The following is a 12,934-nucleotide window of genomic DNA, read 5'->3' on the forward strand; positions in this document are numbered from 1 at the left end:
CCCCTCAGAGTACCGATATTTTCGTGCGTTCGGCGATCTTAGGCAGAGGCGGAGCCGCAAGGAAGCGGTCATGCAGTTCTTTGATAACTTTTGTCGACATGGGCGAGAGTACGCGCGGCGGTGCTGCCATGGTTTCTTCCGGCTTGGCATTTGCCACTTGCGGCTCGCTCTTCTTGGGCGGCGCCGGGAAAGGTGGAGTAACGCCGGGTATTGGCTTCAGCTCGATATTCTGGTGCGCATAGGCCATCATGCGCTGCCAGGCCATGGCTGGCAGGATGCCGCCGGTCAGGTCTTTCATCGGCGTGAAATTATCATTGCCGAACCAGACAGCCGCCGTGAAATTGCCGGTGAAGCCGACGAACCATGCATCGCGATAGTTCTGTGTCGTGCCGGTCTTGCCGCCCACCCGCGTCATCGGCAATGCCGCCCGGCGTCCGGTGCCGCGTTCGGGCACCTGCACCAGCATGGAATTCATTTCGAGTGCGGCCTTTTCCGACAGCGCCCTGTGCGGCTTCGGTGCATCGCGACCAAAGTCCCACAAAACCTTGCCTTCCGACGAAACGATCTGCGTAAATGCATGACGGTTACCGGCCATGCCCGCATTCGGAAACACGTTGAAGCCGGTGGCCTGATCCATCACCGTCATTTCCGATGTGCCGAGTACCATGGTCTTGTGTGACGAGATCGGCGATTCCACGCCCATCGCCTTGGTGAGGGCTACGATGGGTGCTGTGGTCAGATAATCGCGCGCCAGCCGCACCGGTACGCTGTTCAATGAGCGGACAAGTGCGGTCGTCAGGTCCACACGACCGGCAAAACTGCGGCCATAATTACGCGGTGACCAGTTACCCCAGCTGATCGGACCATCCGAAACGATGGTGCTGGGCGTCAGGCCCTTTTCCATCGCTGCCGCGTAGACATAGGGCTTGAAGGACGAACCGGCCTGCCGCAATGCCTTGGTGGCGCGGTTGAACTGGCTTTCGCCGTAGTCTCGCCCGCCGACCAGTGCACGGACGGATCCGTCATTGGCAATGACCACGGTCGCAGCTTCTGCAGCATTATAATCCTTGCCGAACTGGCGCAGATGATACTCCAGTGATTCCTCTGCCGCCTTCTGCAGGTTGCGGTCGAGCGTCGTGCGCACGATCAATGTGTGCTGTGGAATTTTGGCGGCGACCTTTTTCACCTCCTCGAAAGCCCAGTCTAGGAAGTAATCGGGACTTTCATTCTTGGCGCGGTCGATGACGCTTGCTGGATGACGGCGTGCAACGGCCACTTGTCCGTCGCTCAGGAAGCCGCTTTCAACCATGTTGGAAAGCACGACATTGGCACGCGCACGCGCTGCGGGCAGATTGACATGCGGCGCAAACTTGGCGGGCGCCTTGAAAAGGCCGGCCAGCATCGCGGCTTCTGCCAGCGAGACATCCTTCACGCTTTTGCCGAAATAGAATTCCGAAGCGGCAGCGATACCGAAGGTTCCGCCGCCCATATAGGCGCGGTCGAGGTATAGCTGCAGGATCTCCTTCTTGCTGAGATTGCTTTCCAGCCAGAGTGCGAGGAAGGCTTCCTTGATCTTGCGCTCGATGGTGCGCTCGTTGGAGAGGAAAAGGTTCTTGGCAAGCTGCTGGGTTATGGTCGAGCCGCCTTGCACGACACCATTGGCGCGCATGTTCTGGCTGAGTGCACGGGTCAGGCCCCAGAAATCGATGCCGTAATGGTCGAAAAAGCGCCGGTCCTCGGTGCCGAGCACAGCCTTGATGACGTGATCCGGCAATTCATCAATTGGCACTGCCTGGCGATGCAGAATGCCGCGCTGGCCGATTTCATTGCCGTAGCGATCGAGGAAGGTAACGGCATAATCGTCCTGCGCGCGCCAGTCCTTCTTGGTTTCCTCGAAGGCGGGCAGGGCCAGGACGAGCATCAGCACCGCACCGCCAACGCCGAGCGTAAACCCTTCATCGAGAACTTCGACCACGAAACGCCGGAAGCCGCGCACGCGAAAACGCCGTGAGAAAATGGTGATGTTTTCCCACCACTCGCCGAGATTGTAGCGCAGGCTGTAGAGAGTGGAATCGATCCACGCGTCGAGTCCGATCAGGCGCGACGCCCTGAAGGGTTTGCGCTTCTCGCTTCCGGGTTCTTTATCTGCCGTTTTACGCATGAACACTGACTTCGGCACGGTTGATTTCGGAGACAGGCGGAACTTGCCTGTTCATCATAGCAGATAAATAAGCCACAGCTCATGTGAAATGGTTAAGACGCAGATAGCTTTTTGATTGTAGGAAAAAAATCAGACAATAGGAAAATAGTCCTTGACTGCGTAACGGTGCTTTGCTAGGTTTATGTACAGTCGAAAAATTGTGACTGTCACCGGTTACGCTATATACCCCCAGCCGATGCCGGTGTGCATAACCCTGAAAGGCTATAGCGGTCTTTCAGGGTTATGTCTTTCAAAGCAATTGTGAAGATTGTGAAATCACACCCTAAAATTGTGGAAAAACTGCCGCGCGGAGAAGCGCGCATTCGCCTGGCGCATCAATTGCAGATTGCACACGGCATCGACCCCGCGGATATGGCGGAATTGCTGTCTGTTTCGATAAGCCAATATCTCAACCGTTTGAATCGCCTGAATTTGGCCTGTTCATCCGTAGCGGCTGATTCGGAGAAGAGAACACGCGATGCCATTCTGGAGCGTCTGCAGGCCGAGTTGAAACGACTGCTCGATGGCGAGGATCTGCCTGACAAAAGCAAGTCGGAAGCGCTGATGGCGCTTGCCCGCGCGGTGAAATCCGTCGGCGAACTGACCGCCGAGGAGAAGCCGGTCAGCCAGCCGCCTTCGGGCATCGCCGTCGCTTCGTTGGGCGAAACACGCAAGGCGCTAATGCGTATAAGCAGGAGGATCGACGAACTTGCAGAAAGTCGGGCGCGGGAGATCATGGACAGCAGGCCTGACGCCGCAGCACGTGGAAGCAGCAGAGGCGGAGTGGCTATTTCAGGCGCGTGACGCGCAATTGCCGCCTTATGGTGACTGGCGCACATGGCTCATCATGGGCGGACGCGGCTCCGGCAAGACGCGGGCAGGGGCGGAATGGGCTTCCGGCATGGCGCTGGGGCTGCCGCCCTTTGCCAAGACAGCCTGCGGGCATATCGCGCTGGTCGGCGAAACTTTCAGCGATGCGCGCGAAGTGATGGTGGACGGACCATCCGGCATTCTGGCGGTGTCGCGGCTGGCGCGCCCCCGCTATGAAGCGACCCGCCGCAGGCTTTTATGGGAGAACGGCGCGGTAGCGTCGCTTTATTCTTCCGAAGACCCCGACAGTCTGCGCGGCCCGCAATTCGATGCGGCATGGTGCGACGAGCTGGCAAAATGGAAAAACCCGCAGGAAACCTGGGATATGCTGCAATTCGGCCTGCGTCTGGGAACTTTTCCAAGGCAGGTCGTGACCACGACGCCACGCGCGGTTCCGCTTTTGAAAGCGCTGATCGGCGATGCCTCGGTTTCGATGACGCATATGCGGACGGACGAAAACGCGGCAAATCTGGCACAAGGTTTCATGCAGATGATCAACCATCGTTATGCCGGTACGCGTCTCGGAAGGCAGGAGCTTGACGGTGAACTGATCGAGGAGCGTGCCGATGCCCTATGGTCGCGTGACCTCATCGAGCGATGTTTCGAGACCAAAATGCCGGAACTGGTGCGCATTGTCGTGGCCATCGACCCGCCTGCCTCGTCGGGGAAGGCGTCGGATGCCTGTGGCATTGTGGTTGCCGGTATCGATGATGAAGGAAACGGCCACGTGCTGGCAGATGCCAGCATGAGCGCCGCGAAGCCGCATCAATGGGCACGAAAGGCCATTGCGCTTTTCCATGCGCATCAGGCCGATGCGATTATCGCCGAGGTCAATCAGGGCGGCGAGATGGTGGCGGCGGTGCTGGCTGCGGAAGATGCAAGCGTGCCGGTTCTCAAGCGCCATGCGTCCAGAGGCAAATGGCTGCGGGCCGAGCCTGTGGCCGCACTTTATGAACAGGGGCGCATCCGTCATGCCGGACGATTCCCGGCGCTGGAGGACGAAATGTGCGACTTCGCACCGGGCGGTCTTTCCAGCGGGCGGTCGCCGGACCGGCTCGACGCACTTGTCTGGGCGCTGGGCGAACTGTTGCTGGGCGCTGAACGCAAACCGCGTATCCGCCGCTTCGGCTGAACAACTATAAGTAATTGGAGAAGCCACCAAATGGCATGGAACTGGGTCCGAAAATGGCCGGGGCGACGAAGCACGCCCGTATCTGCCATAAAGTCCGACGCCCCGCGTCAGACCAAAATGGCGAACGGCTTTGTCGCGCTGCATATGGATCACGGCGCATCGTGGATTGCGCGGGATTATACGTCGCTGGCGCGCGAAGGCTTCATGCGCAATCCGGTCGCCCATCGCTGTGTGCGCATGATTGCGGAAGCGGCAAGCAGCGTGCCTTGGCTGCTGTATGAAGGCACGACCGAACATGAAACGCATCCGCTGCTTGCGCTGGTTGCCCGCCCCCAGTGCGGGCTGGACGGGGCGACATTCTTCGAGCGGCTTTATGGGCATCTGCTGATTTCCGGCAATGCCTATGTCGAGCGCGTCGATCTGCCGAGCGGTCGCATGGAACTGCATCTTCTGCGCCCGGAGCGGGTGAGTGTCGAAACCGACACGGACGGCTGGCCACAGGGGCTGGTCTATCGCTCCGGAAATGCGGGCAGGCGGCTGTCGCTTGGAAGCGATGGCGCGGCTGCCTTGCAACTCAAGCTGTTTCATCCGCTGGATGACCATTACGGGTTTCCGCCGCTGGAAGCAGCCCTGATGGCGCTTGATCTTCACAATGCGGCAGGCGCCTGGAACAAGGCGCTGCTCGACAATTCAGCCCGGCCTTCCGGAGCGCTGGTCTATGCGCCAAAGGATGGCGGCAATCTGACGGAAGAGCAGTTCGCCCGCCTGAAGGAGGAATTGGAGGAGGGCTATACCGGCGCTTCCGGTGCCGGGCGTCCGCTGCTTCTGGAAGGCGGTCTGGACTGGAAGGCGATGGGCTACAGCCCGCAAGACATGGATTTCATCGAAGCCAAGAACGGTGCCGCCCGTGACATCGCGCTTGCCTTCGGTGTGCCGCCGATGCTGCTCGGCATTCCGGGCGACAATACCTACGCCAACTATGCGGAGGCCAATCGCGCCTTCTATCGGCTGACGGTGCTGCCGCTGATAGGCCGTGCCGCCAAGGCCTTCTCCGGATGGCTGGGCCCGCATTTTGGCGACGATCTTCGGCTCGATCACGATATCGACCGCATAGACGGGCTGTCTTCCGAACGGGAATCGTTGTGGCGGCGCATTTCCGATGCGTCGTTTCTCACCGACGAAGAAAAGCGTGATGCGGTGGGCTATCAGCCCCATTCAGGAAGGAGACCGTCATGACCAACCTCAACGATGCAGTATTTGCCTCTGAGGCGACATGGATATGGTTCGCCAAGATGGCAGGCGCGGTGGCCGGCTCAGCCGTATCGCTTGCCTATATGCTGCCATACGGAAAGCGCGAGGCGGCAATCCGCTTCGCTGTCGGTATCATCTGCGGCATGGTTTTCGGTGGCGCTGCAGGCGTCAAGATTTCCGAAACACTGGCCCTTGGCGGATTGCTCGGTCGGGCGGAACTGATGTTGATGGGATCGGCAGCGGCAAGCCTTGCCGCCTGGTCGGCGCTCGGCATCTTCAAGCGTTTTTCCGAGCGGCTGAAGCACGCACCCATCCCCGGAATTCTTCCAGAGGAAAGGGGGCGCAATGGCGATGCATGATATGCGGCTGGAAACGAAACAGGCCGCTCTTGCCATCGAAGATGTGGAGCTGGACGGAAGCTTTTCCGGCTATGCAAGTGTCTTTGGTTTGCCCGATCTTGGCAATGACGTCATTGAGCGGGGCGCTTTCGCCCGTTCGCTCGCCAAGGGCGGCGTGTCGGGCGTGCGTATGCTCTGGCAGCATGATGCGAGCGAGCCGATTGGTGTCTGGACCGCGATCCGCGAGGATGCGCGTGGCCTTTATGTCGAAGGCAGGCTGGCCAAGGGTGTGGCGCGGGCACGCGATGCGCTGGAACTGATGCGCGGCGGTGGGCTGGATGGCCTGTCCATCGGCTTTCGCACCGTCAAGGCGCGCAAGGATGCGCGCACCGGTCTGCGTCATATCATCGAAGCCGATCTTTGGGAAATCTCGGTCGTCACCTTTCCGATGCTGCCGCAGGCGCGTGTCAGCAGCGTCAAGGCGACACTGCCGACGATCCGCGAATTCGAACGCTGGCTCACGCGGGATGCGGGGCTGAGCCGAACTGCTGCGAAGAAGGTCATAGCCAAGGGCTTTGCAGCACTTGCCGCTCAGGGGCAAGGCCAAGGGAAGGGGCAGGGGCGGGACGCTCACCTGTCGTCTCAGGATGAAGGCCTCGCGCAGCGTATGCGCGCGGCTGCAAAAATGATCTGAAACAACGAAAACCACAGGACCTAAATGGAAGAAAACCAGACCATCCCGCTCGAAATCAAGAGCGTGGAAACGAAGGCGCTTGGCCACAATGATGGCGATGTATCCGAGGCTTTCGACGAGTTCATGACGGCCTTCTCGGCGTTCCGCGAGGCCAATGACGAACGGCTGAAGAAGGTCGAAAAGGGTGCGGATGCCGATGTGCTGCTGCGCGACAAGGTTGACCGCATCAACCGCGCGCTTGACGAGCAGAAGACAGCGCTCGACCAGTATGTTCTCAAGCAGGCGCGTCCGCCGCTGGGCGGCGGCGCACCGCTTGCCAATATGGAACACAAGCAGGCTTTCGACGGTTATGTTCGCCGTGGCGACGAACAGACGCTGCGCGGGATCGAGCAGAAGGCACATTCCTACGCATCCGGTCCGGATGGCGGCTATCTGGTGCCTGCAGAACTGGAAACCGAGATTGGACGCAGGCTTGCCATCCTGTCGCCGATCCGCGGCATCTCCAGCGTGCGCCAGGTTTCCGGTGCTGTTCTGAAAAAGCCGTTTTCGGTCAGTGGCCCGGCCACGGGCTGGGTTGGTGAAACCGATGCACGTCCTCAGACCGCATCGGCAAAGCTGGCCGAACTGCAGTTTCCGACCATGGAAATCTACGCCATGCCGGCAGCGACTTCCTCGCTCCTCGACGATGCGGCGATCAATGTCGAACAGTGGATTGCCGAGGAAGTGGAAGCAGCCTTCGCCGAACAGGAAGGTGCTGCCTTCGTCAATGGTGATGGCGTCAACAAGCCGCGCGGTTTTCTGAACTATGAGAGCGTTGCGGATAATGCCTGGGTGTGGGGCAAGATCGGCCATATCGCAACCGGTGTTGCGGGTGCGTTGCCGGAAGAAGACCCATCGGACAAGTTGATCGAGCTTATCTATGGTCTGCGTGCTGGCTATCGCCAGAATGCCAACTTCGTCATGAACCGCAAGACGCAGAGCGTGTTGCGCAAGCTCAAGGACAAGGATGGCAATTATCTCTGGCAGCCGCCATCCGCTGTCGGCGAAAAGGCCTCACTGATGGGCTTCGGTCTGGTCGAGGCCGAACATATGCCGGACATCGCAGCCGACAGCCCGGCCATCGCCTTCGGTGATTTCGGACGCGGCTATCTGGTGGTGGACCGCATCGGCGTGCGTGTGCTGCGCGATCCTTATTCCGCCAAGCCTTACGTGCTCTTCTACACCACGAAACGCGTCGGGGGCGGCGTGCAGGATTTCGAGGCAATCAAATTGCTGAAATTCTCTGCCTGACGCCTTCGATCACTTTGAACCTGTCAATTTTCTCTGGGAATTTCGGAGCTATCCTGCCGGTTTTGGCAGGTAGTTTCCTGCTCCAAAGCAAGTGAAGCTCCGTACGGAGTTCGTGTTTAACTGTCTGATTTGAAAGTTATCATTTAGAGGAAAATCCATGACAATGTTTCTTGTCACGCCACCGGTGCTGGAGCCGGTGACGATAGCAGACGTGCGCGCATTTTTACGAATTTCCACCGATAGCGAAGACGATATCCTGCGTCGTCTCATCGCGACTGCCCGCGAGATCATCGAAGCCGAGACCGGCCTGTCGCTGATCGATCAGACATGGCGTCTGCGTGTCGATCGCTGGCCGCGCTCGGGCCGTCTTGCCCTGTTCAAATATCCCGTCAAATCGGTGGCGGCTGTGGTGGCATACAGGCAGGACGGAACCGCAATCAGCTTCTCGCCGGAAGAATTCGTCCTCCATCATGGCCGCAGACCACAGCGTCTCTATATGGCGCAATATCCGGATGCGGCGGAATTCATCGGCCTCGAAGTCGATTTCGTCGCCGGTTTTGGGGAAAGCGGCGTCGAGGTTCCGGATGCGCTCAAACATGCAATTCTGACGCTCGTCGCGCATCTTTACGAGTCGCGCGCCGGTGTCGATGCAGATGCCGCATCGGGCTCTTTCCCGCCGGTCATCAACCAGATGATCGACAGCTGGAAGAGGGTTTCTCTATGAACAACGTGCTTTTCATCGATCCGGGTCAGCTCACTTCCGAGCTGGTGCTGGAGGCGATGCAACCGGTGGCGGACAGCATGGGCGGCTATGCCGAAAGCTGGTCCGAGATCGGCATGGTCTGGGGGCGGATCGAACCGCTTTCCACATCGCAGAAGGATTTCGGCACACGCCCGCAAGCGGAAGTGACGCATCGCATCCTGCTGCGGTTCCGTTCCGATGTTTCGACCGCCATGCGACTGCGCAAGGCAGGACGGGTCTTTTCGCTCCGCTCGATCCACGATCCCGATGAAAGCGAACGCTATCTCGTCTGTCTGGCGAGCGAGCAGGGGCGATGAATATCTCAATGCAACTTACATTCGATGGTCTTGTCCGGGCGCTACGCTGGAAAGCGTTGTCGGTCCGGGAAACCATCGCGGTTCAACAGGCGTCGGCATCGGGCGATACCGGCATTCGTACAACCAGAAATGCGGGCGGGGGCAAGCATGAGGAATGGCGCGGCAGCATTGCAGAAGGCTCTGTTTGAGACTCTGAAGAAGGATGACGAACTCATTGAATCGATTGGCGGGGAGCGCATCTACGACCATGTTCCGCCGAAGACACCCTTTCCCTATGTGACGCTCGGCGAGACCGCCAGCCGCGACTGGGATACGTCGACCGAAAAGGGCGGCGAGCATTTTCTCAACATTCAGATTTGGGCGAAGGAAAGCGGGCGTAAACGCGTGCTCGACATTGCCGCCAAGATCGCAACGGTGCTCGACGAAAAGCCGGTCGAGGTGAACGGACATCGTCTGGTGAATCTGATGCTGACCGAAGTTCTGGCGCGCAATACCGACGGACTGGGAAGTTATCTTGGCACCATGCGCTATCGCGCCGTGACCGAACCCGCAGATTGAAACTCAGGGAGATTTGAATGGTAGCACAGAGAGGCAAGGACATCTTGCTCAAGACGGCGCGCGATGACGGCACGTTTGAAACCTGCGCGGGCTTGCGCACCAAGCGTATCGCGTTCAACGCCGAAACCGTGGATGTAACGGACGCCGACGCTGCCGGGCGCTGGCGGCAATTGCTGGCTGGTAGCGGGGTTCAGCGTGCATCGGTCAGCGGATCGGGCATCTTCAAGGATGCCGCGTCCGACGCACTGATCCGCCGGATATTCTTCGACGGCGAAATCCGCGACTGGCAGATCGTCCTGCCGGATTTCGGCACGATCAGCGGGCCGTTCCAGATAACGGCGCTGGAATATGGCGGCAATCACGATGCGGAAGTGACTTTCGAGATCGCACTGGAATCTGCGAGCCTTATCACCTTCGGTGAGGCGCTATGATGGTCAATCGCTATCGCGGCGAAGTCGCGGCCCGATTGGATGATCGCGACTGGACGCTCTGCCTGACGCTGGGCGCGCTGGCGGAACTGGAATCGGCATTTGAAGTCGATAACCTGTCGGACCTGACAGCGCGCTTTTCAACGGGGCGGCTGTCGGCGCGCGACATGCAGCGCATTCTCTGCGCCGGGCTTCGAGGCGGGGGGCATACGGTCAGCGTGGACGACGTGGCCGACATGCGCGCAGAAGGCGGGGCCGCGGGCTTTGCCCGCATTGTCGCCTCGCTGCTGACAGTTACTTTCGGATCGCCTGAAAAGGATTCCGCGCCAAACCCTTGAGTGCCGCAGTTGAATCGAAACCTCCGCCGCAAAAGCGTTTTCCCGGACCATTTCCCTGGGATGAGGCAATGCGGGCGGGGTTCGGTCTGCTGCGGCTTTCCCCACAGGCATTCTGGTCGATGACGCCGCGTGAACTGAACGCCGCGCTCGGCTCCGCCGCGCCAGTTTTCGACGCGCCTTCGCGCCAGTCACTCGAAACACTGATGCGCGCCTTTCCCGACAGGTGAATTATGACAGATGAAACCGTTACCGTATCCGTCAATGCGGATACGAGCGCCTTCGATCGCGCTTTGACCGATCTCGAAAAGCGCTCGTCGAGCTTCGGCAACAGCCTGACCTCGGCTTTGAAAGGCGCAATCACGTCCGGCAAGGGGCTGGAGGACGTGCTGCGCGGCCTCGCCAGCAATCTGGCCGGAACTGCACTTTCAGCAGGCATGCAGCCATTGCAAAGTCTTACCTCATCCATGATGGGCGGACTTTTCAGCGGCATTCGCGGCATCATGCCGTTTGCCAAGGGCGGCGTTGTGTCGAGCCCCACCTATTTCGGCATGGGCAACGGCTCGCTTGGCCTGACCGGCGAGGCAGGTGCCGAAGCCATTTTGCCGCTCGCGCGGGGCGCGGATGGTCGCCTGGGTGTTGCGACGGGTGGCGGCGGCAAGCCGGTGCAGGTTGTCTTCAACATGACGTCGCCGGATGCGTCGTCTTTCCGCAAGTCGGAAGCGCAGCTTTCGACGATGTTGGCAGGCGCGGTGCGCCGCGGCGCACGGAGGCTTTAAGCATGATCCTGAAAAGTGGGAACCGGTTTCCAGACCTGATCATGCGTGAGGAAACAAGACCATGATAGAAGCCTTTCATGATGTACGCTTCCCGCTCGGCGTTTCCTTCGGTTCGACGGGCGGGCCGGAATGGCGCAACGAAATCGTGACGCTCACCTCCGGCATGGAAAAGCGTAATGCCCGCTGGGCGCATTCGCGCCGTCATTTCGATGCCGGAACCGGTTTGCGTTCGCTGGATGATCTGAGGCAGGTGCTGGCCTTCTTCGAAGCGCGGCGCGGATCGCTTCATGCATTCCGGTTTCGCGACCCGTTCGATTTTTCGTCTGCTATCGGCAGCGCACCGCCCAAGGCGACCGATCAGCGGATCGGTGTCGGCGATGGGGCGAAGGTCAGCTTTCAGCTCGTCAAACACTATGAAAGCTATGACCGCCCGATTACACGTCCGGTTGCCGGTTCCGTGCTGGTGGCGACAAATGGCGTGACCTTGCCGGAAGGCGAATCTTTCACGGTCGATCATGGAACTGGAACGGTGACACTTTCACTGGATTACGTGCCAGCGCCGGGTGCAATCATCACTGCCGGATTCCTGTTCGATGTGCCGGTTCGTTTCGACACGGATCGCCTGACGGCAAGCATTGCCTCGTTTCAGGCGGGTGAAATTCCCTCGATCCCGATCATAGAGGTGAAGATATGATCCCGGTTCCGGCAGAACTTGAATCACATTTGCAGGGCGAGGTGACAAGTCATTGCTTCGCCTGGCTTATCAGGCGAAGCGATGGCATTGTTCTGGGCTTTACTGATCATGATCGCCCGGTGCAGGTGGGCGGAATTGCCTGCGAACCTTTGACCGGCCTCAACAGCAGCGAAGCCTCGACTGCGCTTGGTCTTTCAGTGGCAGGCGGCGAGGTCGAGGGTGTTCTGTCGTCAGCGAAGATCAGCGATATGGATATCGAGCAGGGTCGCTATGACGGCGCCTCCATCGAGGCCTATTTGATGAACTGGTCGGCACCGGCACAACAAATGCTCCTGCGTCGTTGGACGGCTGGCAAGATCAGCAGGTCTGGCAGCCGGTTTGTGATGGAACTGAAAGGGGCTGCGGCAGCGTTTGATGCTGTTCGCGGACGTCGCGTTCTGCGCCATTGCGATGCCAGTCTGGGTGACAGCCGTTGCGGCGTCGATGTCGGTGATCCGCGTTACTTTGCCGAAAGCACGGTGCTGGCGGCGGACGGTCTAAGCCTGACCGTGGCAGGTCTGGACGGCTTTGCGTCGGGCTGGTTTTCAGGCGGAATGCTGAATTGGATTGGCGGTGCGAATGCCGGTCTGTCCATCCGTGTGACAGCTCATGCCGGGCAGGTTCTCAAACTTGGCGAACCGCCGGTGCTGCCTGTCGCGCAAGGCGATGCGTTTCGCATCATTGCCGGTTGCGACAAGAGTTTTGCGACCTGCAAGGCCAGATTCGCGAATGGTGCGAATTTTCGTGGTTTCCCGCATCTGCCGGGCAATGACGCGGCCTATGCCTATGTCAACGGCGGCAATGAATATGACGGGAGCGCGCTCGTTCCATGATGATCGCCGAGGAAGTTCTGTCCGAGGCGGAACGGTGGCTTGGTACGCCCTATCGCCATGGTGCTTCCACGCGCGGCGTCAGTTGCGATTGCCTCGGTCTGGTGCGCGGTGTGTGGCGAGCGCTTTACGGGGACGAACCGGAAGCACCCGGCGTCTATGCGCCCGACTGGGCCGAAGTCTCGACCGGCGATCCCATGCTGGAGGCCGCATCCCGCCATATGAACCGGCGAGGTTCTCCTGTGCCAATGCCCGGCGACCTTGTCGTTTTTCGCTGGCGGGCTGGTCTTGCGGCCAAGCATCTCGGGATCATGGCGCATGATAACCGTTTCATCCATGCCTATCAGGGGCATAGCGTGATGGCATCGGCGCTGGTGCCGCAATGGCGAAATCGTATCGTCGGAATTTTCATCTTTCCCGAACGGAAAATCTGATTC

The 12,934-nt window shown here is 59.6% G+C and carries 18 protein-coding genes; 17 read left to right on the forward strand and 1 reads right to left on the reverse strand.

Annotated features, from left to right (window positions below; translation table 11 throughout):
• Window positions 1–4: 4 nt before the first annotated feature.
• Window positions 5–2,161 (reverse strand): penicillin-binding protein 1A, encoded by a 2,157-nt coding sequence (locus tag OHI65_RS12720; RefSeq protein ID WP_264358956.1) that lies wholly within the window; start codon window positions 2,159–2,161, stop codon window positions 5–7.
• Window positions 2,162–2,443: 282 nt separating this feature from the next.
• Here OHI65_RS12720 and OHI65_RS12725 point away from each other — a divergent pair, with 282 nt between their 5' ends.
• The 17 genes from OHI65_RS12725 to OHI65_RS12805 all read left to right on the forward strand — a co-directional run bounded on the left by OHI65_RS12725 (window position 2,444) and on the right by OHI65_RS12805 (window position 12,931).
• Complete coding sequence (locus OHI65_RS12725) at window positions 2,444–3,004, forward strand: hypothetical protein (RefSeq protein WP_264358957.1); 561 nt, start codon at window positions 2,444–2,446, stop codon at window positions 3,002–3,004.
• A complete protein-coding gene (locus OHI65_RS12730; protein WP_264358958.1) occupies window positions 2,910–4,202 on the forward strand; it encodes a DNA-packaging protein in 1,293 nt (430 codons plus the stop codon). Before OHI65_RS12725 ends, OHI65_RS12730 begins: the two co-directional genes overlap by 95 nt.
• A 30-nt stretch (window positions 4,203–4,232) precedes the next feature.
• Window positions 4,233–5,438: a phage portal protein gene (locus OHI65_RS12735; RefSeq protein WP_264358959.1), complete on the forward strand. Its 1,206-nt coding sequence runs from the start codon at window positions 4,233–4,235 to the stop codon at window positions 5,436–5,438.
• Window positions 5,435–5,812 (forward strand): DUF6107 family protein, encoded by a 378-nt coding sequence (locus tag OHI65_RS12740; RefSeq protein ID WP_125335118.1) that lies wholly within the window; start codon window positions 5,435–5,437, stop codon window positions 5,810–5,812. Before OHI65_RS12735 ends, OHI65_RS12740 begins: the two co-directional genes overlap by 4 nt.
• Entirely contained in the window at window positions 5,799–6,485 is a 687-nt protein-coding gene (locus OHI65_RS12745) for an HK97 family phage prohead protease (RefSeq protein WP_264358960.1), read from the forward strand. The genes OHI65_RS12740 and OHI65_RS12745 overlap by 14 nt, the downstream gene beginning before the upstream one ends.
• A gap of 24 nt (window positions 6,486–6,509) precedes the next feature.
• On the forward strand, window positions 6,510–7,775 hold the full coding sequence (locus tag OHI65_RS12750; RefSeq protein WP_125335114.1) for a phage major capsid protein: 1,266 nt from the start codon (window positions 6,510–6,512) through the stop codon (window positions 7,773–7,775).
• A gap of 157 nt (window positions 7,776–7,932) precedes the next feature.
• Window positions 7,933–8,499 carry a head-tail connector protein gene (locus tag OHI65_RS12755; protein WP_264358961.1) on the forward strand — a complete coding sequence of 189 codons (567 nt, stop codon included), beginning with the start codon at window positions 7,933–7,935 and terminating at the stop codon, window positions 8,497–8,499.
• On the forward strand, window positions 8,496–8,834 hold the full coding sequence (locus OHI65_RS12760; RefSeq protein WP_125335110.1) for a phage head closure protein: 339 nt from the start codon (window positions 8,496–8,498) through the stop codon (window positions 8,832–8,834). The genes OHI65_RS12755 and OHI65_RS12760 overlap by 4 nt, the downstream gene beginning before the upstream one ends.
• 8 nt (window positions 8,835–8,842) lie before the next feature.
• Window positions 8,843–9,022, forward strand: a complete 180-nt coding sequence (locus OHI65_RS12765) for a hypothetical protein (RefSeq protein WP_231771363.1) — start codon at window positions 8,843–8,845, stop codon at window positions 9,020–9,022.
• Window positions 8,982–9,392, forward strand: coding sequence for a DUF3168 domain-containing protein (locus OHI65_RS12770; protein ID WP_125335106.1), 411 nt, complete (start codon window positions 8,982–8,984; stop codon window positions 9,390–9,392). Before OHI65_RS12765 ends, OHI65_RS12770 begins: the two co-directional genes overlap by 41 nt.
• A gap of 17 nt (window positions 9,393–9,409) precedes the next feature.
• Complete coding sequence (locus tag OHI65_RS12775; RefSeq protein ID WP_151689668.1) at window positions 9,410–9,823, forward strand: phage major tail protein, TP901-1 family; 414 nt, start codon at window positions 9,410–9,412, stop codon at window positions 9,821–9,823.
• Complete coding sequence (locus tag OHI65_RS12780; RefSeq protein ID WP_264358962.1) at window positions 9,820–10,158, forward strand: gene transfer agent family protein; 339 nt, start codon at window positions 9,820–9,822, stop codon at window positions 10,156–10,158. The genes OHI65_RS12775 and OHI65_RS12780 overlap by 4 nt, the downstream gene beginning before the upstream one ends.
• A 68-nt stretch (window positions 10,159–10,226) precedes the next feature.
• Window positions 10,227–10,385, forward strand: a complete 159-nt coding sequence (locus OHI65_RS12785) for a rcc01693 family protein (protein WP_319636896.1) — start codon at window positions 10,227–10,229, stop codon at window positions 10,383–10,385.
• A gap of 3 nt (window positions 10,386–10,388) precedes the next feature.
• A complete protein-coding gene (locus tag OHI65_RS12790; protein WP_151689669.1) occupies window positions 10,389–10,934 on the forward strand; it encodes a phage tail tape measure protein in 546 nt (181 codons plus the stop codon).
• Between the two features lie 61 nt (window positions 10,935–10,995).
• On the forward strand, window positions 10,996–11,628 hold the full coding sequence (locus OHI65_RS12795) for a TIGR02217 family protein (protein ID WP_264358964.1): 633 nt from the start codon (window positions 10,996–10,998) through the stop codon (window positions 11,626–11,628).
• Window positions 11,625–12,500, forward strand: coding sequence for a DUF2163 domain-containing protein (locus OHI65_RS12800; RefSeq protein WP_264358965.1), 876 nt, complete (start codon window positions 11,625–11,627; stop codon window positions 12,498–12,500). Before OHI65_RS12795 ends, OHI65_RS12800 begins: the two co-directional genes overlap by 4 nt.
• Complete coding sequence (locus OHI65_RS12805) at window positions 12,497–12,931, forward strand: NlpC/P60 family protein (RefSeq protein ID WP_264358966.1); 435 nt, start codon at window positions 12,497–12,499, stop codon at window positions 12,929–12,931. The genes OHI65_RS12800 and OHI65_RS12805 overlap by 4 nt, the downstream gene beginning before the upstream one ends.
• Window positions 12,932–12,934 lie beyond the last annotated feature (3 nt).

This window comes from Brucella sp. MAB-22 (assembly GCF_025908475.1).
In the GTDB taxonomy this organism is placed as follows: Bacteria; Pseudomonadota; Alphaproteobacteria; order Rhizobiales; family Rhizobiaceae; genus Brucella; species Brucella anthropi.